We start from the raw sequence: 21,972 nt of genomic DNA, 5'->3' as shown, positions 1-21,972 counted from the left end.
AGGCCCGAATGGAACCCAAAGTTTCAATTGTCATCCCGTTTTACAACTGTGCTTATATTGAGCAGGCTGTTCACAGTGCTCTGAACCAGACATATCCTCATATCGAGGTTATCGTGGTGGATGACGGCTCTACGAAGCACGTGGAGAAGCTGAAACCATTTATGGATCGTATCACCTATGTTCGAAAGGAGAATGGGGGGACGGCTACAGCTCTGAATGAAGGGATCAAGCGTTCGTCGGGGGACTATTTCGTCTGGCTCAGCTCGGATGACGTAATGCTGCTGGACCGTGTGGAAAAACAGCTGAAATTTATGCTGAAAGTTAAGGCATCGTTCTGTCATGGAGCCTACCACTATGTGAATGAAAACAGTGAATGGATGGATACGGTGCGGCCGGAAGTAGGCAGCCGTCTCGAAATGCTGCAGGTGCTGCTCGAAGGCTGTCCCATTAACGGCTGTACCGTGATGCTGGAGATGGATGCATTTCGGAAGTTCGGCATGTTTGACACCGAGTTCCGCTATACCCATGACTATGAGATGTGGCTGAGATTATTTCCGGTCTATGAGCTTTTTTATTTCAACGAGCCTTTGATGTGTTACCGGGTTCATGATTCAATGGGAACCAAAAAACACTTTGAGGCCTTAAAAGCCGAGATGGAAATGGTTCAGGCCAAACATCGGCCCATTTTGCTGAATTTGCTTCAGATCGGCGGTTATTGGCAGTAATTATGGGTACAATCCGACGTTTGAAAGATAAAAAGCACGTAAAGAGAGGGCAATTCTTCTGGTTCTCCTGAGTTGTGGACCAGTGGGATGCTCTCTTTTTTGCTTTTTCATGATTCAGATCGTCTTTCAATGGAAATAACCCTCTTGCAGCAAGAGGGTCAGCATCCCCAATATGATTAATCATTAGAGCACATAATAGCCATTGCCTCCGGATCAGGCAGGGTATACTCCTTGGGGAGTGTTTCTACCAAGGCATTCATAATCTCGTAACTCACTTCAATGTGGGGGGTAGAGACAGGGACGGAAAACCAGCCATTATATAAATCACTCGGTACGAGCAGGGTCATATCGGGTGCCCTCCTTTTTGAATTGCTTCCTGATACACCTGTAGTGTGCGCATACCCATTTCCTCCAGAGAGCGGTGCTTCTCTGCCCAAGCCTTAGCCTGTGCGCCAACCCGCAGACGAGTGGCGTCATCCTGCAGCAGGGCGTTCAATAGTGCGCTCAGGGAATCCACATCCTGCGGGGGAACGACCCAACCGGTATGTGCAGGCTCCACCATCTCTGGCATACCTGCCGTACCGCTTACGATGACGGGGAGTCCGGCAAGCTGGGCTTCCGTAACCGAGAAGGGCTGCGTGTCCTGCAGGCTGGGCTGTACATAAATATCGGCACGGCGCAGGAACGAAGGGATGTTGTCCAATTTGCCCCAAAATACGATATCTCCTCCAACACCAAGATCTTTAGCCTGGGAACGCAGGTCTTCCATCAGATTGCCTTCTCCCGCAATCCAGCAGACCCAATCGGAACGTACTTGTTTCAGGCTGGCCAAAGCCTTGATCAGAACATGAACCCCTTTGATAAACTCCAGTCTGCCTGTGAAGGCAATGACTTTTTTGCCTGACGGCGGGCGCTGACGGAACTTGACCGCGGCCTGAGCGCGGTAGGCAGGAAGGTCGACTGCATAAGGAATAAGGCGGAACTTCTCTTCAGGAACCTGCAGTGATGTCAGTGTACTCTTGATCCAGCGGCTGGAGACCAGAATCAGCTCGGACTGTGCGGCGCTGCGCTGCTCCAATGAGAGGAAATAGCGTCCGCGTCTGGACTGCAAATACGCTGGAAGAGTGAGCTGCGGATTGGAATTCTGCTCATCATAAAAGGCTTCTCGTGCAAGTGCACCGTGATAGCTGGTTATCAGGGGGGTGTTATTCTTCAGAATCCGTTTCATCGCCACCGCTGCAACGGGATCCTGTGCGTGAATGATATCGTACTGATCTACACCCAGACAGGCAGCAGCCATTTCAAATGCATATCGGTTCAGTTCGTAGTACGCCAAAAGAGAGTCGGCTGTGAATTGCGGCAGAGCGGTTGGATTGAGCTTGGCTTGCAGCATAGGCCATACGTTTTCTTTGGAAAAGGTCCGATTCAGGTTACGGATGTAAACCTCATTTTTCGCGCCGTTTGTTCCCATAATATCGACTTCGACGCCAAGTGCCATCAACCTGTCAGCGAGCTGTTTTACATAGGTCCAGATACCTCCCATATGTGTAAGCTCCCAGTAGGTAACGAGCAGAACTTTCATAAGTACCTCCTTGTCACGGCCTGCACAGGCGGTTCTGCTATCCTTGTATTCTATGAAATAATCTGTGCCAAAGGCCGGGCAAGGCGGTACATCTGTCAAAAATGGGTGAATACAACTGGCATAGGATAGGAGAAAGCATAAACTACATACAGGTGTACAGAGCAGAAGGAGGCGCTAGCTGTGGGTGCATATGTAATGGAAGTTCATGAGGGCATGCTTCAAACTGCTGTTCCGATTAAGTACGTAGATGTGGAGGTCGCATTTGTAGGGAACGACGGGGCGGATGTATATGTGGGCGGGATCAGCCCAACCAATGGAGAATTATATCGGCATATCTTTCATATTGGAGCTGAGTCAACCGGTAGCAGCCGTAACCACATCATTCATAACCTGGACGTTTCATCCTCCATGTGGGAACTGCGAATTATCAGCAATAAGAGCAGGCCCTATCATCTGGAGATTAGGGTGTATTGCAGAAGTGCTTGTGGACAGACATTGGGTGTGCTCTCTGAACACCAGATGATTAAGCTGGCAGATTAGTTAGGCAAAACGCATGATGGAAAACTAGCCAAATCGGCGGAGCAGGAGAGAGCCTGTTCCCTTTTTTTGTGTTTGCTTATAGTGAATTTTACATAAGAAAATAGCTTGACAGCAAAGGTATTTTCATTAGAATAAAACCATGGTTAAAACAAAAGTTTAAAACGATGGTTTAAAACAAATGTTTGAATCTGTCATGATTATAAGGCTGTACGTGAGGGTAAATTCCTCCAAGCCGGAAAAGAGAGTGGTCAATGAAACAACAAACAGCAGTTAACCAGAATCCGGAGGAGTTCTCGATCAAAACGATTATTTTTCCGCTCTTAGCCATCATCGTTGGTATGATTATGGTCATTCTGGACAGTACGGTCGTGAACGTCGCCATTCCGAATCTGGTACAGTACTTCGAGACGGATTTGAAGACAATCCAATGGACCGTAACGGGTTATACCTTGGCTTTATCTGCAGTTATCCCATTAGCCGGATGGCTCACGGATCGTTTCGGTGCCAAAAGAGTCTTTCTGTTCACAATAGCGATGTTTACCCTCGGATCGGTATTATGCTCGATTGCACAGTCTCCTGAGCAATTGATTGTATATCGGATTATCCAGGGACTTGGCGGAGGAATGGTGGCTCCTATTGGGATGGCTATGGTTTTTCGTCTGGCTCCACCCGAAAGAAGGGGCTCCATCATGGGCATGCTCGGGATTCCAATGCTGCTGGCTCCTGCGCTAGGACCGGTATTGTCCGGCTGGTTTATTCAGTCCCTCAGCTGGCACTGGATCTTTCTGATCAATCTGCCAATAGGTATTGCTGCTTTTATTCTATGTATCAAATTTCTGCCTGATACGGACCGTGGAAGAACACCCGCGCTTGACCTGCTTGGCATGATTCTCGCACCGATCGCATTCTCTATGCTCGCCTATGGTGTAAGTGAGGGAGGCACAAGCTGGACCTCCACTTCAACACTGACAGGTGTAATCGTTGGAGGAGTAGCGTTGATCCTGTTCATCATTGTGGAGCTGCGTCACCAAAATCCATTGCTGGAACTGCGGGTCTTCAAATCTTCTGATTTCACACGAGGCATTATTTTGGCGTGGGTTTCACAAATCGCTTTGTTTGGGGCCATGATTTTGATTCCGCTCTACCTGCAGCAGATCAAAGGCTACACAGCTTTGGAAACAGGGTTAATCCTACTACCACAAGCCTTGGCATCCGGTGTAGGCATGCCGCTTGGTGGCCGTTTGTTTGATAGAATCGGGGCGAGACCCCTCGCATTCGTGGGTCTGGGTATCATCTCGGGGGCACTCTTTATCCTGTCTTCCATTACATCCGAGACGGGTCTGGGTCTAATTATTCTTAGTCTCGTGATGATGGGACTCGGTATGGGTCTATCCATGATGCCGCTGAATACGCATGTGCTAAACGCTGCTCCGCGCAAATTGGTTGGTCGGGTCACACCGCTTACCGCTGCTGCGCAACAAGTCGTTGTATCTTTTGCGGTTGCTGGTTTGACCGGGTTCCTGACTTCCCGAATTGCGATCAATACAAGTGGTACGGACGTTGCATCTGTCATTAAGGGTCTCGTGTCTGGTTTCAACGACACGTTTTTCCTGGCCGCGTGTATTGCATTGTTCGGTTGTTTACTGAGTCTTATCCTCCGTAAACCAAAACGAATGCAGGTAGAAACGCTCCAGAGCGGGGATGAACCTGATCCAGCCATGATGATGGGGCACTAATGGAGCATCCTATTGAATGGATAGGTGCTTAATCTCTTTAATCCGAGGCAGTTCAGATATGTTCTGAACTGCCTTTTTGCATTGCTCATGAGAAGATGCTCAGGGCGGTCATCATTTCCCGGAAGGAAATAGCGTACCGATCCGGAGAGAAAGAGGCTGTCATATGCTCTCTGCCCTGTTCACGGATATATTTACGCAACTTTTGGTTACGCATGAGTTCGACCGCTTCATCTACTGCTGCATTTACATTGCCCAGAGGATAGAATTTGCCTGTCTTGTTATGGGTTATGAACGAACGTACACCATCCGAATCGGTGCTGAGTACCGGGCAGCCGCAGCTGATGGCTTCGGCAACCGCATAACCAAACCCTTCAAGAAGGGATGTCGAGAGCATGATTCCTCCAGAAGCTGCAATCATGGAATAGAACGTAGGCATCTGCGAGTGAGGAACATTGACAAAGATGCCGATGCGGTCCTCCAAACCATATTCAGCCAGCATATGACGGAACATCACTTCGTCTTCGGGATTGGCCAAGCTGGGATCATGAAACAGCCATAGTCTGGCTTTGGGAATTTTTTTGATGATTTGGCTGGATATGCTCAAGTATTCTCGCCAGTTTTTGTTGTGTTCCAGCCGCCCGACCCAAGCCAGAACGGGGTAGGGTGGAGTGTCTACGGGAACTGGAGCAAACGTATCGGTGTCCAGCATATTGGGGATAACAAACCGGTGCAGCCAAGGGCAGATATGAATAAACATATCCAGCAAGTGATCGGTAGGAGGCAGAACAGCAGCGTCACAATGTGCCTGGAGGTAAGGAATTGCCATCTGGATCGTTTCCAGTGCCTGATCTCTCGTTCCGAGACCCTGGGCTTCAAATATAATTCGTCCTGTATAGCCGAGTCCTCTCAATCTACCAGGCATGGAAATATCCGAAGTCACAATAATGGCGTCATAACGCTGGCTGTGAATCAAAAAACGTATTTCTTCATCATTGGACGCGGTGAAGACCGGAGTGCCGGTGCTGTTCTGCAAACCCGATCCTGTATAAAGGTACAATAGATGCGCTTCAATGCCATGACGTTGCAGAACTGCTGTCCGCAATCGGTTCAAGGTATCCACGCCACCGCTTGGTACAAAAAACGTGAATAATACTTTCACACGGTTCACCCTCTGACTTTTGTGCAGGATCTCATACTCCTGAGCATTTTGCATAAATCCAATAAGCGACTTCCAATCCTCAATATATAGATCGAAATGGTCCTATTCGTCTATAATATTGTCCCTTGGAGCGAGTGAAATCGAATGATGCAAAATGCTGACTCCTGTACTGTATGGTACGTTTCCCCAATGCACAGGGTGTGGGTGAAACCCAAGTTGTTCACATTTTGGACATATATTTTTAATCTTTCTTTTAAGTGTCATTAAGCTGGATTTAGGATAGACCCCGTAAGATACAAGGAACTTCCCGTGTAGACCATCTGGATTGCTTGATGGCACACGGGTATTTTAACGGGAAAGGATGAATGATGTGCTCGAAGTGAAACAGGTCAGCAAAGTGTATGATGGACGGCGCGGCGTGCATCAACTGGATTTCACAATGGAGCGCGGTGAGATTGTTGGTTTTCTGGGGCCCAATGGTGCCGGTAAAACGACAACGATGCGCATGATCACCGGTTACCTGCAACCCACCGCCGGTTCGATTGTGGTTGATGGACAATCTGTGCATGATCAGGGCAGAGCTGTTCGTTCCAAAATCGGTTATCTTCCGGAAACACCGCCGCTATATCCGGACATGACGGTTCAGTCCTATTTGAAATTCGTCGCGAACCTGAGGGATGTTCCGGCACGCGAGATTAAACTGCGGGTCAGTGAGATGGTCAGCAGGCTGGGGCTTCAGGAACGGGAAAAACAACTGGTGCGTGGACTATCCAAAGGTTATAAACAGCGTCTGGGACTGGCGGGAGCCATTATCCACAAGCCTGATCTGCTCGTCCTTGATGAACCTACATCGGGGCTGGACCCGAATCAGATTATGGAGATTCGTGATCTGATCCGGGAACTCGGCGAAAATCATACGGTGCTGCTCAGTACGCATATTTTGCCTGAAGTGAGCACGCTATGTAACCGGATGTTGATTATTAACCAGGGACAGCTCGTACTCGACGGTTCACCACAACACTTTGGTTCTTCGATGGGTGATCAGTTTAAGGTGTCCATTGAAGTTAAGGCAACCGAGCAGCAGCTACATAACTTGCTCACACCTTGGGAGAAGGTGCGGAGTGAAGTCATACAACCAACGGATGGAAATCGCGGTACGGAGCAGCAGGACACGGTTAAAATGCTGCTTACCGGAGAATCATCCGAAGATTTCCGGGAAGAGCTGTTTTATCTTTTATCTGGAGCGGGTCTGCCCATCCTGGAAATGAAGAAGGAAAATCTCAGTCTGGAGCAGATCTTCCTGAAGCTGACTACAACGGAACTAGACAATGAGTCATCTGATAAAGGTACACCTGACCTGGTTAGTGAAGACTCTGCGGATTCGCCAACAGAGGAGGAATCCAAATGAGACGAATGATGGCTATTTGCAATAAGGAACTTCAGGCGTATTTTTTGTCACCCACATCCTATTTCGCCTTCGCGGTCTATGTGCTGATGACAAGTTTATTGTTTTACTCCAGTTTCGTGTATTACCAGCCCAGTATTGTGGATTATCGCCTTGTGCTCGGTGATACCTTATCCATGCTGCTGTTTGTGGTGCCTTTATTAACCATGAGACTGGTTGCTGAGGAATTCAGGCAGGGTACAGATGAGCTGCTGCTGACCTCCCCGGCACGGGTAACGGAAGTTATATTTGGTAAGTATCTGGCCTCTCTGGCCATTCTGATCGTGCTTATTCTGTGCAGTCTGGTCTATCCGTTCATCATGTCGTTCTTTGGAACGTTGGATGTGACTTCGGTTTGGCTGTCGGCGCTGGGACTCTTCTTCCTGGGCGGCAGTATGATGGCGATCGGATTGTTTGCTTCTACATTATCTCAGCATCAGATGGTGTCTGCGGTGGCCGGGTTTATTATTTTGCTCGTATTGTGGATGCTTGATTCATTCGCAGGCAATACCGGTTCTGCGCTGCAGAACTGGCTTGATCCCTTTGCGCTGACGAACCGTTTTGACAGCTTCACGAAGGGTGTGCTCAGTGGACCGGATATCTTGTATTATGTGACGTTATCGGGCGTATTTCTGCTACTGAGCATTCAAATCGTGGAACGGAAGCGGTGGAGGTGAGAAGATGAAAAAATGGTTAAGTCATACGAATAGTACGGTGCTGTCTGTAGCGGTCATCGGCATTTTTATTTTACTTACGCTGTTTCTGAATTCACTTGGCGGATTCCAGCTGGATCTGACGGCAAACAAACAATACACCTTATCGGACCAGTCACTGACCGCGATCAAAAATGTAAAGAATGATGTGAGCATTAAGGTATTAACGGTGGAGAACGCCAACAATACCGTCTTGAATCGCGAAGTGACGGACATGGTTCAAGAGTATACCAAGCGAAACAGCAAGCTGAAGATGGAACAGTATAATCTGACACAGGAACCAACGCTGGCCTCCAAATACGGCATCACAGGCAGTTCCATCGTCCTGGAGCAGGGGGATCAATATAAAGTGATTGATATCGCCAGTCTGTTTACAGCAGTCGGGGATGGCAGTGATGGGTCAGGGTCATACCAGTTCACGGGGGAGGAAAAATTAACGCAGGCTCTGATGAATCTGTCTTCCACCGAAAAGAAGAAAATGGTATTCCTGACAGGGCATGAGGAACTTGGTCTGGATCAGTTGACCACACTTCGTTCGTCCCTGGAGCAAAACAACATTACAACAGAAGAACTGCAGCTCAATCAGGCCGGAGTGGTTCCCGAAGATGCGGACGTACTCGCGATTATTGGCCCGCAGCGTGATCTCAGTGATGCTGAATTAAAAGCCATTCGAACCTATCTGAGCAATGGTGGCAAACTGATGCTGTCCCTTGGTTTTGTGGAAAAGAATATGAAATCCAGTTGGAAAAATATCGACAAGCTCATGTCCGATTATGGAGTGGTTGATGAGCATGCCGTGATGGTGGACAACCAGCAGGCCAGCACGATGGGGCCGCTATGGGTCGTCCCGGAATACGGTACACATGCAATAACGGACAAACTGGCTGACAGCAAGCTGTACCCGATGTTATCCCTGTCCATTGCCCTGACAAGCAAGGAACAGGAGAAATATGCACTGTCGCCTCTCATTCAATCTTCGGATGATAGTTACGGCGAGACGAATATTGAAGGCTTGCTGCAAAACGAAACAGCGAATGATCCGGATCAGGATATCCAGGGACCTGTCGAGCTAGGATATGCAGCAGATACAACCGAAGGCAAACCAAAAGCCGTGATCCTTGGATCTTCCATCTTCATGCAGGATTCGGAAATCGGGAATGGCGGCAACCGTGACTTCATTTTGAATACCATCAATTATTTAAGTGAAAAAGAGGACGGGTTAACCATTCGCCCGCGGGTGCAGGCTGGTTATGAAGTGGCTTACCTGAATGGTGAGCAGGCCAGAACGATTTTCTTCGTTGCGATTGTGGGTTTCCCGCTTATCTTTGTTATCATAGGTGTATTCTTATGGTGGAGGCGCAGACGCGTATGAAGAAATGGATTCCGACGATTCTGGTCGTGTTGGTACTGATTGTGGGCTGGATTTATGCGGCCAATCAGAATTATTTTCGCGAAGAAGAAGCGGTGAAGGTCCAGCTGCTTGGCATTCAGTCTGATGATATCCAGTCCATCACCATTCATGACCCGAGTACAGTTAAGACGGAAGGCGAGGCTTCTTCCTCTGTATCTGCTCAATTGGAGCTGAAAGACGGTGTGTGGAGCATGGTGGAACCCAAAGGGTATCCGCTTAACGGTTACACGATCAGCAGCTGGCTTGACGCGCTAAGTGGAGCAGAACAGGAATTGGTTGTGGAAGAGACGCCGACGGATCTGGAGAAGTATGGACTGGGTTCGACTGCTTCCCGTCTGGATATCAAAACCAAGGACAGCCGTGACATCACATTAAAGATCGGCGGACAGCTTCCGGCAGATGACGCCCGTTATGTGCAGGTGAATTCCGGGCCCATTGTTGCTGTGCAGTCTGAGTCGATCAGCAATATGGAGCTGACAAGGCATGATCTGCTCGATACGACACCGTTTAATCTCGATGATACGAATGTGGCTTCTCTGGATTGGGAAGGAGAAGCAGCGACATGGGTATTGAAGTCGGCATCGGAAGACGGTGCGTCCGAGCGGACATGGACGCTAAATGGTGAGACGGTTGAATCCACGGATGCTGTATCTCTCATCGGCAAGATTAAAAATCTCTCCACTGCGGACGACGTTCGCAAAGCTTCCGAGCTCAAGCATGCTGTGCCACGATTCACACTTTCTGTTGAGCAGAAGGTAAATGGAGAGAATGTAACCGACGTCTACCGGGGGCTTACCGTTGCATCGGAACCCGGTATCATCTACGTGATTACACCCGATGGTCAGTGGGCATATTCCCTTCAGGCAGATGCCTTGCAGGATGCGGAGAAATTTCCTGATACGGTGAAAGCAGCTGACGTATCGACGGATGCAGGAAGTGGAAGTGAAGATTCAACCTCATCCGCTGAGTAGTCTTGGAAATGTGAATATAACTGGTTTAGGTAAACCCAACCCATATGCTATTTTTGGAAAGAAGCGGTGTCGCACATAACGTGCTGGCGCCGCTCTTTTGTTGTGCAGGACAGGTTCCATATCCTTTCAGCATATCGGGTCCACCAGAAGCGCATCCTATCCTTGTGACCTAAACCATACACATTGGAGGATGAGACATGCCAGCAGCCAAAAAGGCGAAAGCAATCAGCTTATCATTGTCTACTGCAATTTTTGTAATGGCCGGACTGACAGGGTGTGGTGATGGCCGGGATAACAACAATATGCAAACCAATAATGCGGGTCAGGAAGTTCGAGGGCTCAACCGTTATGGTGTGGAGACCAATGGAATGGATGGCATTCGTGCCAAGAGTTATCGCATGCACAATGTCACTGACCTGAAATCCAGTGATGAACTGGCAAAACGCATTACCGAAATGAAAGAGATCAAGTCGGCCAATGTACTGTTAACCGATCGCAATGCATATGTTGCTGTCCGTTTGACAGATGGTCATGCCGGCAAGATGGATAGCCAGGCGAATGGTAACGGTAACGGTGGTCGCAACAGCACAATGAATGGTAACCTGCGTAATCGTGCGAGCGGAACCATGCGCAGCGAGAGCATGAATCAGGATCTGGGTGGTATGCGTGTGCATGCAGGCGACGGAACGATGTCTCCGTACACGACGAGCGGTATTGCGCCAGGGTTGAACACCGGTTCCGCTACAGACCGCAGCCATATGGGGAATGACCGCAGCATTTACGGAACGATGGGTACCGGAACCTTCGGCATGATGCGTGGGCTCACGAACACGGGCAGAGAACGTACGATGAGTGATGGTCATTACGGAATGCAAAGCGAAGGGCAAGGCGTAGGACAACGTCAGGACAGCTCGGACGATAATACTTCTGAAGAGATCAAAGGGAAAGTTGCTGCAAAAATCAAGCAATTTGCTCCAAACGTGGAGAATGTCTATGTATCGGCAAACCCGGATTTCGTTGATCATGTGCAGACATATGCCGACGATATTCGTAACGGCAAGCCGGTTAGCGGCATGATCGACACATTCCAGTCCATGGTTGAGCGCATCTTCCCGACGAATGCCATGGATCAGCGTCGTGATGGAATCCTCGGCGATGGCATGATGAACCGCAACAATAATAATAATGATGGCATTATGAATCCTAATCGTCGGTAGAAACAGCTAAACAAATATGCCTTTGCGCGGATGGGTACATCAGTGGCAAAGGCATATTTTTTTATCGCAACATCTAAGAAAAAGCAGAACTACATAACGGTGTGTATCTTCCATTACCAAGGATCAACAAATGACTGCCCATTTTTTTCATAAAACTGAACCATCGCCCTTGACCTGACATAAGATGAGTTGACTGTATCCCCTTAACCTTGTTACACCAACACAACCCGAGCAAGGAGGGGTGAACATTGAAGGGTATCGATCATAAAAGCAAATTTTTGTTGACCCACCGTGAACGCGAAGTATTCGAATTGCTGGTTCAGGACAAAACGACGCGTGACATCGCAGGGCAGTTATTCATCAGCGAGAAAACGGTGCGTAACCATATTTCGAATGTGATGCAGAAACTCAATGTTAAGGGTCGTTCGCAAGCAGTTGTAGAGCTGATTAAGCTCGGAGAACTGAAGATCTGACGCGAATAACAGTTAGGAAGTTGAAGCAGCATGAAAGCCTTTCTCTATTCTTTAAATGATGAAGAATGGGGCAAGGCTTTTTTGCTTTTTAGCCGAGGAAAGCAAGCATAAAGTAACAAGTCAAAGTCAGTGAGAACAGTTGCTCCTAATGTTAAAATCAACCATAATAAGCTTATAGATCATGATTACATAAGAAATGAGAGGAAAGAAAAATGAATCACTTCTTAAAGGAATTTGAGGACAAGTTTAGAGCCGGCTTTCTTCCCGATCTGGAGCAAACACTGCAAGAGATGCAGCATGAAAAGGTATATGCTTGCGCGTTTGGAACAGACAGTGACTGGATTACCCTGTTTATGGCGGCAAATACGGAGGAATCGCTAGCGAGGCATATTGCCAGGATGAAAAAAGAAGGACTGTGTGACAGTGAGCAGGACGAAATCTACTATCGATGGGGCTGCTCCGAATATCAGTATGGCGAAGATACACATTTTAATCATATTAGCCGATTGTTGTATGCAACGGAAGATGTTCAGCATTATAAGGATGAGATGATTAATATTATTGCCAAGGTTGTGAGTGAAACACCGAATGAAGTTTTTGCCCGGTACGGACAATCCAAAGCAGACATTACGTTCTTCATGTCGATGACCGATGATGATGAGGCTGAAGAACTGGAGAATCAATCGGTTATATTGATGACAGAAAGTAGCCTGGCCAGTGAGTTTTTGAAGCGGTATGATGGTCTGGAGTAGTTTGTTGATTGGAGACAAGATAGCCTTGCCACACAATGTATAAGATGAGTTAACGGAATGGAATGAAGTATATTTGAGTTCATTTCAAAGTCTTTCCCTGTTCTTCATCGGATTAGGGAGAGGCTTTTTTTGTTATATCCTGAAAAGAAATGAACTCCCTACATAACGCTGTTTTCTCGAATAAACAATCTCCATGAGCTCTTCGAAAAAGGCTGATAAAAGAGCTGCTCCAACGCCTCGTACCGGGCCTCATCCAGATGTAGATAGAGCGCCTTTTTGGCGATTTTGGCAGCTGGTTGCGAAGCAGACTTCCGACTTCCCGCTTTTCGCCTGACCGGAATATGAAACTGCAACAAATCCTCCAGGCGGTCCCAGCCTTCCCAGCTCATTCTTCCGCCACGTTTCCAGTCGACTGCATACAGGGCATAATAGTCCCGACCACCGCTTTGCTTGACAGCAATAACCCAGAAGGAAGGGATTATCTTTTGTTGTTGTCGTTGATTCACTTGAGGGTGCTCCTTCGTTGATCCATAGACTGCATTCTCTTTACTATAAGCCTTATGTCTTGTCTGCTTCAAGAAGCGTTGATGTAAACTTTCATTTTGAACATGGAGTAAATTCCCTTGATTTGCAGATGGAGCTTGATTAAAATGAAATTATAAAAATTATTTTCTTTATTTCTTTTAAAAATATAAAAATTATTTTCAGAGGAGAAGACTTATGGCAGCCATCATACATGCGTTACAGCAAGAGCTGGATGGACTTCCATCGCAGGAACGGCGGATTGCAGAGGTTATTTTGCAATCTCCGTCGGATATCCCCGGCTGGACGATTAATTATCTTGCTGAACAAAGCGGAACCAGTCCGGCAACGGTCACCCGCTTCTGTAAGTCCTTTCACTTCAAGGGTTTCCCGGATTTCAAAATGAAGCTGGCCGCAGAGCTGTCTCATTCGACGGACAAAACGGCTTATCAGGATATCGTGGCAGGCAATCCGTTGTCCAAAATTGTGGAGGCCATCGAAGCCAACCACCTTGCCTCCATTGCGGATACCACCCGGCTGCTGGATTTGGGCAGATTGGAGCATGCAGTTCAGCTATTATGCCATGCTCGTCGCATTGACCTGTACGGTGTTGCGACCTCATCCATCGTGACACAGGATTTCTATCAGAAACTCGTGCGAATTGGCAAAAGCTGTACGGCCTTTTCGGATTCACATATGCAGATTACGTCAGCTTCCTCGCTAAGTGAAGGAGATGTGGCCATGGCCGTGTCCTACTCGGGGGAAACGCCAGAGACCATCGATGCCCTGCATTGCGCCAAACAGGCGGGAGCTGCAACAATCTCACTTACTTCCTACGGTAACAACAAGCTGGCCGGCGTATCCGATATTCCTTTATTTACGTCTTCACTGGAAGAGGGCATGAGACGGGGAGATATGGCTTCCCGGATTGCGCTGCTGCATGTCATTGATATTTTGTTTACAGGCATGATGAGTGCCGATTTTGACCGCTTTATCCCCAAACTGGAACAATCGTATCACAATGTGCAGTCCTATCGAGTTCAAAAACATGGAGGTGCGTGAGATGAATATACGTATTTTTGAAAATGAAGAAGACCTTAATGCTACAGGTGCTGGCCTGATTGCCAGCTTGCTGCAAACGAAACCACGGGCTGTGCTCGGACTCGCAACGGGAAGTTCTCCGGTGGGCATTTATAAACAGCTCATTAGCTTGTATCAGAAGGGTCTGGTGAGCTTCGCGCAGGCTTCTTCCTTCAATCTGGATGAGTATGTCGGGCTTCCGGTGGAGCATCAGGAGAGCTATCGCAGCTTCATGAATGAGCAGCTCTTTCATCATATTGATATCGATCTGGCGAAAACGCATGTACCAAACGGGCAAGCAGCCGACCTGGACCAGGAATGTGCCATGTATGAACAGCGGCTGGATGACCTGGGACCTGTAGATCTTCAGCTGCTGGGTATCGGACATAATGGACACATTGGCTTTAACGAACCGGGGAATGAGTTGACCGGACGCACGCATGTGGTGGATCTGAAAGAAGAGACTCGCAAGGCCAATGCCCGTTTTTTTGCAAGTATCGATGAAGTCCCGGCTCAGGCCATAACGATGGGTGTAGGTACGATTCTGAAAGCCAAACAAATTTTGCTGATCGCCCGCGGTGAGGAAAAGGCCGAAATCATTCGCGAAGCCTTCATGGGGCCGATTACAACCCAGTGTCCTGCGTCCTTGCTGCAATGCCATCCGAATGTGGTTGTCCTGCTGGATCGTGCTGCCGGGAGGTTGGTAAAATGAACGGAAATGACATAGCCCAATCCAAAAAAGAGAACGGCAGCCCCATTTATCTTCTTCGCGGTAAAATGGTACTGCCTGAAGGTCTGGCGCAGGATGGCCTGCTCGCCTGGACCGAAGGGAAAATCATATATGCCGGGTCACCGGAAGGTCTGCCGGCATCTATTCGTAATCAGGCGGTCTCCGTGCCTGTACCCGCTGGGGGCGTTATCGTCCCCGGGTTTATTGATATCCATGTCCACGGTGGCTATGGAGAGGATTTCATGGATGCGAGCCAAGAAGTGTTGGACAAGATTACTTTATTTCACAGTACGCAGGGTACGACTGCCATGCTTGCAACATCCATGACTGCTCCGAAGGACAGACTGGATCGGGTGCTCGCTGAAGTGGACCGTTATCGTTCCAAGCCCATGCCATACGCCCAGCTTGAGGGGGTGCATCTGGAAGGACCGTTTTTCAGTCCAAAATGGCCTGGTGCGCAGAATCCGGAACATATTGTACTGCCCAATGTATCCTGGCTCGCAGAATGGGAAAAAGAGTATCCCGGCCTGATTCGCCAGGTCACGCTGGCGCCGGAACGGGAAGGGGCACTTGAAGTCATTGCATGGCTGCGTCAGCAGCGGATTACAGCAGCGCTCGGTCACACGGATGCGACCTACGAAGAGGTGGAGCGAGCGGTTGAAGCCGGGCTGCATCACGCCGTACATACCTACAATGCAATGACTCCGCTGCATCATCGTAATCCCGGAGCTGCGGGAGCCGTGCTGAGTGATCCAAGAATCAGTGCTGAAGTGATTGCTGATGGCATTCATGTGCACCCTGCGGCGATCTCCATCCTTGCCCAGCTGAAGCAGTCTGACGATCAGCTCGTGCTGATCACAGATGCCATGTCCGCTGCCGGGTTGGAAGACGGGGAATACAAAATCGGCGACCTGCCCGTGATTGTGAAGGAGAGCGTAGCCAGATTGAAGGACGGCGGTGCCCTCGCTGGAAGTACACTGACGATGATTCGTGGCTTCCGCTATTTGGTACAGGACGTGGGCATGAGCCTGAACGCTGGATCTCGCGCAGCCAGTCTCACCCCGGCACGCCTGCTCGGAATCGACCATCGCACCGGTTCCCTGGCTGCAGGGAAACAGGCAGATATCGTTTTGCTTAACCAGAAATTGGGTATTGAGGGTGTATGGATTAAAGGCAGAGCGATTGACGGTTAGGCAGCAAGGTGAAAGGTTTTGGTCAATGAATGATTCGAAAATTTAGAAAGATGGATATCGTGCTAATTGTTGCCGTTGTTGCTGCATTAATAGTTAGCATCGGGTACTGGATCAAAGCTAACAAATCGATTAATAAAGCAGATGTAGAGGCATTTATTCAGGATCAAAATCTGGATCAGGTCCTCATACATCAGGTCGATAAGTCCCTATACTATATCTTCGGTGAGGACGTCATTTATGCGTTCAAAGACAAACAGCACTTTTCCAAATCGGGATATGATCACAAGGATGACGTGGTGTTTGGTGGGCTAACCAAGGGGGCTATGGGACTTGTAATTAACGATCCGGAGATTATGAAGCAGGCCAACTTGTATACACTTACGATAGACGGGACGACCCGCAAGTATAATTATGGTGGTGAGAAGTATGTGGTCATCGCCGATGAACGCATATGGAATCCTTCTCCGCAATTTCAGTTGAGCTTTTATGATGCAGAGGGTACAGAACTTTATCATCAGGAGTAAGATCAGAAGCATGACGGTTTTCCGCTGGAGAGGCAATCGGGTGAGTAATGTGTTAAAATAGTCTCAAAAAAAGACGGGATCTGCGGATCACGCATAACGGAGGCGTGAAACATGGAACGTAACGCTATGCTCGAGTTCGATCCATTCCTCACAGAGCTGGCGGAAAAACTGCACGTGCACGGATATTATGCCTTTTATGGTGAGCATTACAATGAAGCCGATATGGAGCAGTACCGCAGACACCTGTTTAACTCATTCCGCAATATCGTATGGGTAGAGCTGGATGCACGCAAAAAATATATGATTGTCGATCATCGTGGACGAAACACCGTCATGAAATTGATCGATGGCATGCTGAATACCCGTAGAACACTGCGGGCCAATCAGGCGATGGCGGGGACGGATACGTCCAATGTTCAGCAGGAGATTACCCATCTGACGCAGATGGTGCACAAGCTAAGATTTACGACGTTTAGAACATAAGTGATGTAAACCAAGAGAGACTTCCCTAAGGGGAGTCTCTTTTCCTGTATTCCACCACTTCTAACGAATCCATACCACCTTATCGCAAGGCTCCGTACAGAATGCCAAAGATAACGAACTCCAGTCATCTTAATGCAACGTTTACCTATTCGAGATACGTCCACAGCCAGGAATAACACGTCTCTGATTCGTTAAACCAACCATTTCATAGTAATCAGCCTAATAACGCTCGCTCAGTTCGTTAAATGGTCCAGGTGTCAGATTAAACATTAACTTCTAACCTCGCGCTACTAATTCAACGACAAAAAGAGTGTCCCGTCATAAAACAAACGGGACACTCTTCTTTTTAAATTGCACTTTACCTCTATCCACATGTAAAGGTAGCCTCAATCGTAAAATAAGTTTGGGCAATTGCTGCAAAAGTAGTGAAGGGAACGAAATCGACTCAAATAAAAGCGACAGCCGTTAGGGCCATCGCTTTTATTTGTTATTCCTCTATCTATACTTAAGTTGGATAACTATTTACACGATTAACGGAGCGGGGAGAAAAAAGCTGAAGAAGCGGAGCGTTTGTGTTTATCACCGGGATTTCTCCCTTTAACAAAGGGAATCAAAGAAATCCGGGGATAACAGCGATCGGAAGCTTATTCTCCCAGCGTAGTGTCCTCGTGTAACGAGTTTTTTAACTTTACAAGCTCTTCAAAAATTGTACAATCGTCAACAACCCTTTATCAAAGTTCTCCAGGTTGAAGTGTTCATTTGGTGCGTGCAGGTTCTCGTCCGGCAAACCAAAGCCCATCATCACGGCAGGAACGCCGAGAACACGGGAGAGCTTCTCAACGATCGGGATGGAACCGCCATCTTTGGTAAACAGGGCACGAACGCCATACACCTGCTCGTAAGCGTCAGCCGCTTTTTGAAGGATCGGATCGGTCGGATCGGTATTGAACGCAAAGGCTTTCTCAATTTGTTTCACATGCAGCGTGGCACCTGGCTGTACGTGTGCACGCAGGTGTGCTTCAATGCGATCCAGCACCTGTTGCGGGTCTTGGTCGGCAACTAGGCGGCAGGTAATTTTGGCATGAGCCTCTTTTGGGATGACGGTTTTGGTACCTTCACCCTGGAAGCCTCCCCATACACCGTTAAGCTCCAGTGTTGGGCGTGCGCCAACACGTTCCACGAACGAGTAGCCTTCCTCGCCATACAATTGCTCCAGTCCAAGATCCTGGCGAAGCTGCTCTTCATTGAAGCCTTGCTTCACGAACTCTTCTCTCATTTCCGGAGAGAGGGGGAGAACGCCATCATAGAAACCATCCACGCTTACGCGGCCTTGCTCATCATGCAGTGAAGCGAGCAGGGATACGAGCGCATGCAGTGCGTTCGGTACACCACCGCCGAAGGAGCCGGAGTGCAGGTCGGTGTTAGCTGTGTTCAGATCCACTTCAAGCGAGCAAAGGCCGCGCAGACCTGTGGAGATCGCCGGTTTTCCTTTTTCGAGCAGGGAAGTATCGGAGATCAATACCATGTCTGCACGAAGCTTGTCCGTATTGTCATTCAGGTAGATCGGCAGGTTCGGGCTGGAGATTTCCTCTTCGCCTTCGATGCAGAACTTCACGTTAACCGGAAGTTCCTTGTTTTCAGCCAGCAGGGCTTCTACGGCTTTGATATGTAAGAAGATCTGTCCTTTGTCATCTGTCGCTCCACGTGCGAACAGTTTTCCGTCCCGAACAGTAGGTTCGAAGGGAGGCGTTTCCCATAGGTTAAGCGGATCGACAGGTTGTACATCATAGTGTCCATAGATCAGTGCTGTTGGTTTGCCAGGAGCATGCAGGTGGTCTGCATAGACAATCGGATGTCCAGCGGTTTGAATAACCTCTACATTTTCCATGCCTGCACGTGTCAGTGCATCTGCCGCCCATTGTGCAGCACGGTTAATATCCTCTTTATGAGCCGAAATGGCCGAAATGCTGGGAATGGACAGCCATTCATTCAGTTCTGCCAGATGTTTTTCTCTATTCTCTTGAAAATAAGTCTGTTCTTTCATTAAAAAAGCCTCCTTCATGTTTTGCTTTATCCTATTGTAATCCATTTTGGCATCTTAATAAAACATTGGTTAAAAAATGATCGGCTGTGTACCGTTCCATTCCGCCGGAAATTGTGAGTATAATACAGGAAACGGATTTCATCCATATTTTCTCAGCAGGGGAGTTGGGGAAGTTCCCATGATAGTCAGACCACATGCAAGCAGGCAGGTGAATGATGATGGAAACGACTAAAAGAGAGAGAGCGCCAGGTCGATTGGTGCGTTTACCGAGGTTTACTCCTGGACGCCATAAAGGACGTTTTTACCGGAATAGCCTGATGATTATTTTGCTCATTGCCAGCATCCCCGGATTGATTACAGGTATCGTGATGTACCAGCTGGTGGTTGGCAGAATGGAAAATGAATTCAATCGCATGCATCAAAGCCAGATCGAGAATCGGGCACGCAATGTGGACGACCAGCTGGCTTACCTGGAGATGACCCTGTCGCATTGGGCCTTTGAACCAAGGTTTGGCAATGCACTGCGAACCCTGGACTTTGTCTATTATTTTAATGAAACGCAGGAGATCGTTACCACATTATATGTACTGGAAGGGTCACATCCCCTGATTAAGTCTGCACAGCTGTATTTGCAGGAACCGAAGCCGATCCTGTTTAACCGGGAGTATAACGAATTATTAGATGATGCGAAAATAAAAGCCTATGACCGCTACCTAGCCATGGGCAATCATGTGTACTGGACAGACTGGGTATCAAATGCAAGCATTGAACCAGCAGCTGCCATGAATAGCAGCCTGCTGCATACCGATGCAGGCAACGCGCTGGTTCTGGTACATAAAATCCCGGGCGAACATAATAACCCGTTTGGTGCACTCATCATTACTCTGGACAACGAGAAAGTCGCCAGTTTATTGAAAACGCTTACTCCTTATGACGAAGGCCTAACCTTTCTTATGGATCAGGAAGGCAATACGCTGGTCACCGGTAATCCGGGAGGGGGTCAGCAGAATTCCACCTTTGAACAGCAGCTTAAGGAAGAGGTTGCACAGCATGCTGACAGCGCGTCTTTTTTGTTCAAATATGAAGATCAGACCTACTCCGTATCCTACGGCTCCTTAAGCCGAATTGATTCCGACTGGACCTACGTCTCCGCTGCACCGCTGACATCTGTGACATCACCGGTGAAGCTGGTATCCAAAATTATTGTCATTGCGAGCGCAGGTAGCCTGCTGCTGGGGCTCATGTTATCCTGGCTTGCTTCCCGGCGGATTTACTCCCCTGTGGCGAGAATGCTTCATCTTCTGACACCAGGCAAACATGAGGCTCATGCCAATCCGAGGCTGGACGAATTCCAGCTGCTGGAACAGCAGTGGAATGAGCTGACTTCCCGGAGCCTTACCGCACATCGTCAATTGCAGGAGCAGCTGCCGCATTTGCGTGACAGCTTTGTATTGCAGCTGGTTCAAGGACACTTATATGCCTACAACGAGGAAGACCTCCAGAAGCGCATGAAGAATCTCGGATTCGAAGTGGAGGGCCAGCAGTTTTTGCTGCTGCAAATGTATTTTACGGGTTATGCCCGGCTGCAGGGACGATTTGGAAGCCAGGATACCGGCCTGGTGACCTTTGCAGCTGTAAACATCATTGAAGAGGTGGCCAAAAGCTATTTTAACCAAGTCAGTATGATGAACTTTCATGACCTCTCTTCAGCCATGCTTGTCATTGCACCGAAGAATGAACAGCTCAAGCCGCAGGCATTGCTCTGGGGTCAGGAACTGGTAGAGGTTATCGGGAAGACGCTAAAAATGAATGTCACGGTCATGATTAGTCACTCCGCTGATTCCTTGCATGAGCTGCCCGGCATCTTTGTTGAGATGGAACAGGCGGTTGCTTATCGCAGCATAGAGGAAGGGAGTCAGATACTCGATCTGGAAGATGAGCAGTGTTTCCGCAGAGCGGAAGAAGCAGCTTATCCGCTGGGCTTGGAACGTGAGATGATTCAGGCAATCAGGCTCGGTAAGCAGGAGGAAGCGGATCGGGTGCTGGAACAATTTATGGGCGAAATCGCCCGGACGGGCAGTACCGAGTTTCAGGTACAGCAGATGATGCTGCAGCTGCTCGGAAGTGTTCAGCATATGATGCTGCAGACGGGGGTAACACCTTATAAGCTGTTCGGAGGCAGCAATATGTACGAACGATTGTCTGCAATTCGCGAACCTGCACAGATGAAGCAGTGGATGATGAGTAAAGTACTGGTGCCATATATACAGGAAATCGAGATGAGATCGCAGGAGCCGTTGAAACAGGTGGTGGAACGGACGATGCTGTATATGGATGAGCATTATCGTAACGAAATCTCACTGGAAGGCTGCGCAGATGCAGAACAGATGACTCCCTATGCCCTTAGCAAAGCCTTCAAGCAAGTATCGGGCATGAACTTTATTGATTATTTGACAAAGGTCCGAATGGAGGCGGCCAAACAGCTGCTGCGTGAGACAACGATGAAAATTAATGACATCGCAGCTGCTGTTGGCTATCAGCACAGTTATTTTAATCGCATCTTCAAAAAACAGGAGGGGGTAACGCCAAGCCAGTATCGGGATCAGTGGTTTGGTAAATGACCTGTGTACCACCTTGCTGTCTCACCGGGATCCGAACCATCGGATTCCGGTT

General features: G+C 48.5%; 21 protein-coding genes. 16 read left to right on the top strand and 5 right to left on the bottom strand.

The features are described from left to right. The first annotated feature begins 8 nt into the window (after positions 1 to 8). A complete protein-coding gene (locus AC3WQ3_RS08385) occupies positions 9 to 725 on the top strand; it encodes a glycosyltransferase (protein WP_492471970.1) in 717 nt (238 codons plus the stop codon). Between the two features lie 176 nt (positions 726 to 901). Here AC3WQ3_RS08385 and AC3WQ3_RS08380 read toward each other — a convergent pair whose 3' ends face one another. Together AC3WQ3_RS08380 and AC3WQ3_RS08375 are read right to left on the bottom strand one after the other, a co-directional pair. Next, positions 902 to 1,072 (bottom strand): hypothetical protein, encoded by a 171-nt coding sequence (locus AC3WQ3_RS08380; protein WP_164764285.1) that lies wholly within the window; start codon positions 1,070 to 1,072, stop codon positions 902 to 904. Further along, positions 1,069 to 2,307, bottom strand: coding sequence for a glycosyltransferase family 4 protein (locus tag AC3WQ3_RS08375; protein ID WP_492471969.1), 1,239 nt, complete (start codon positions 2,305 to 2,307; stop codon positions 1,069 to 1,071). Before AC3WQ3_RS08375 ends, AC3WQ3_RS08380 begins: the two co-directional genes overlap by 4 nt. 180 nt (positions 2,308 to 2,487) lie before the next feature. Between AC3WQ3_RS08375 and AC3WQ3_RS08370 the strand changes: the two genes are divergently transcribed. After that, positions 2,488 to 2,847: a hypothetical protein gene (locus AC3WQ3_RS08370; protein ID WP_492471968.1), complete on the top strand. Its 360-nt coding sequence runs from the start codon at positions 2,488 to 2,490 to the stop codon at positions 2,845 to 2,847. A 251-nt stretch (positions 2,848 to 3,098) separates the two neighbouring features. Next, complete coding sequence (locus AC3WQ3_RS08365) at positions 3,099 to 4,583, top strand: DHA2 family efflux MFS transporter permease subunit (protein ID WP_492471967.1); 1,485 nt, start codon at positions 3,099 to 3,101, stop codon at positions 4,581 to 4,583. Positions 4,584 to 4,668: 85 nt separating this feature from the next. Here the strand turns inward: AC3WQ3_RS08365 and AC3WQ3_RS08360 are convergent, their stop codons facing one another. Beyond that, on the bottom strand, positions 4,669 to 5,742 hold the full coding sequence (locus AC3WQ3_RS08360; RefSeq protein WP_261780110.1) for a glycosyltransferase family 4 protein: 1,074 nt from the start codon (positions 5,740 to 5,742) through the stop codon (positions 4,669 to 4,671). A gap of 370 nt (positions 5,743 to 6,112) precedes the next feature. On the opposite strand from AC3WQ3_RS08360, the gene AC3WQ3_RS08355 reads away from it, so the two are divergent. From AC3WQ3_RS08355 to AC3WQ3_RS08325, 7 genes are all read left to right on the top strand, one after another. Next, positions 6,113 to 7,150 (top strand): ABC transporter ATP-binding protein, encoded by a 1,038-nt coding sequence (locus AC3WQ3_RS08355; protein WP_261780109.1) that lies wholly within the window; start codon positions 6,113 to 6,115, stop codon positions 7,148 to 7,150. Further along, positions 7,147 to 7,863 carry an ABC transporter permease subunit gene (locus AC3WQ3_RS08350; RefSeq protein ID WP_492471966.1) on the top strand — a complete coding sequence of 239 codons (717 nt, stop codon included), beginning with the start codon at positions 7,147 to 7,149 and terminating at the stop codon, positions 7,861 to 7,863. Before AC3WQ3_RS08355 ends, AC3WQ3_RS08350 begins: the two co-directional genes overlap by 4 nt. Positions 7,864 to 7,867: 4 nt before the next feature. Next, the gene (locus AC3WQ3_RS08345) at positions 7,868 to 9,271 is read left to right on the top strand and encodes a GldG family protein (RefSeq protein ID WP_492471965.1); all 1,404 of its coding nucleotides are present in this window, start codon (positions 7,868 to 7,870) and stop codon (positions 9,269 to 9,271) included. Beyond that, positions 9,268 to 10,281 (top strand): DUF4340 domain-containing protein, encoded by a 1,014-nt coding sequence (locus AC3WQ3_RS08340; protein WP_492471964.1) that lies wholly within the window; start codon positions 9,268 to 9,270, stop codon positions 10,279 to 10,281. The genes AC3WQ3_RS08345 and AC3WQ3_RS08340 overlap by 4 nt, the downstream gene beginning before the upstream one ends. Before the next feature lie 197 nt (positions 10,282 to 10,478). Next, on the top strand, positions 10,479 to 11,498 hold the full coding sequence (locus tag AC3WQ3_RS08335) for a YhcN/YlaJ family sporulation lipoprotein (protein ID WP_154896327.1): 1,020 nt from the start codon (positions 10,479 to 10,481) through the stop codon (positions 11,496 to 11,498). A 248-nt stretch (positions 11,499 to 11,746) separates the two neighbouring features. Further along, positions 11,747 to 11,971: a helix-turn-helix domain-containing protein gene (locus AC3WQ3_RS08330; RefSeq protein ID WP_017692532.1), complete on the top strand. Its 225-nt coding sequence runs from the start codon at positions 11,747 to 11,749 to the stop codon at positions 11,969 to 11,971. Positions 11,972 to 12,183: 212 nt separating this feature from the next. Then, positions 12,184 to 12,723 (top strand): DUF4303 domain-containing protein, encoded by a 540-nt coding sequence (locus AC3WQ3_RS08325; protein WP_492471963.1) that lies wholly within the window; start codon positions 12,184 to 12,186, stop codon positions 12,721 to 12,723. A 158-nt stretch (positions 12,724 to 12,881) separates the two neighbouring features. Here the strand turns inward: AC3WQ3_RS08325 and AC3WQ3_RS08320 are convergent, their stop codons facing one another. Further along, positions 12,882 to 13,229 carry a hypothetical protein gene (locus tag AC3WQ3_RS08320; protein ID WP_492471962.1) on the bottom strand — a complete coding sequence of 116 codons (348 nt, stop codon included), beginning with the start codon at positions 13,227 to 13,229 and terminating at the stop codon, positions 12,882 to 12,884. Positions 13,230 to 13,443: 214 nt separating this feature from the next. Here AC3WQ3_RS08320 and AC3WQ3_RS08315 point away from each other — a divergent pair, with 214 nt between their 5' ends. The 5 genes from AC3WQ3_RS08315 to AC3WQ3_RS08295 all read left to right on the top strand — a co-directional run bounded on the left by AC3WQ3_RS08315 (position 13,444) and on the right by AC3WQ3_RS08295 (position 17,255). Further along, positions 13,444 to 14,307, top strand: coding sequence for a MurR/RpiR family transcriptional regulator (locus AC3WQ3_RS08315; RefSeq protein ID WP_127539010.1), 864 nt, complete (start codon positions 13,444 to 13,446; stop codon positions 14,305 to 14,307). A gap of 1 nt (position 14,308) precedes the next feature. Continuing rightward, positions 14,309 to 15,037, top strand: coding sequence for a glucosamine-6-phosphate deaminase (gene nagB, locus AC3WQ3_RS08310; protein ID WP_492471961.1), 729 nt, complete (start codon positions 14,309 to 14,311; stop codon positions 15,035 to 15,037). After that, entirely contained in the window at positions 15,034 to 16,248 is a 1,215-nt protein-coding gene (gene nagA / locus AC3WQ3_RS08305) for an N-acetylglucosamine-6-phosphate deacetylase (protein ID WP_492471960.1), read from the top strand. Before nagB ends, nagA begins: the two co-directional genes overlap by 4 nt. Positions 16,249 to 16,298: 50 nt before the next feature. Further along, a complete protein-coding gene (locus AC3WQ3_RS08300) occupies positions 16,299 to 16,772 on the top strand; it encodes a hypothetical protein (RefSeq protein ID WP_492471959.1) in 474 nt (157 codons plus the stop codon). 111 nt (positions 16,773 to 16,883) lie between these two features. Next, on the top strand, positions 16,884 to 17,255 hold the full coding sequence (locus tag AC3WQ3_RS08295) for a hypothetical protein (RefSeq protein ID WP_336782827.1): 372 nt from the start codon (positions 16,884 to 16,886) through the stop codon (positions 17,253 to 17,255). 688 nt (positions 17,256 to 17,943) lie between these two features. Here AC3WQ3_RS08295 and AC3WQ3_RS08290 read toward each other — a convergent pair. Next, on the bottom strand, positions 17,944 to 19,299 hold the full coding sequence (locus tag AC3WQ3_RS08290; protein WP_336782825.1) for a dipeptidase: 1,356 nt from the start codon (positions 19,297 to 19,299) through the stop codon (positions 17,944 to 17,946). A 218-nt stretch (positions 19,300 to 19,517) separates the two neighbouring features. On the opposite strand from AC3WQ3_RS08290, the gene AC3WQ3_RS08285 reads away from it, so the two are divergent. Beyond that, a complete protein-coding gene (locus AC3WQ3_RS08285) occupies positions 19,518 to 21,920 on the top strand; it encodes an AraC family transcriptional regulator (protein ID WP_492471958.1) in 2,403 nt (800 codons plus the stop codon). The last annotated feature ends 52 nt before the right edge of the window (positions 21,921 to 21,972 follow it).

The sequence above is a fragment of the Paenibacillus sp. FW104-T2 genome (assembly GCF_058789975.1).
The sequence above is the reverse complement of the archived record's forward strand: the minus strand, read 5'-3'. Positions and strand labels throughout refer to the sequence as shown.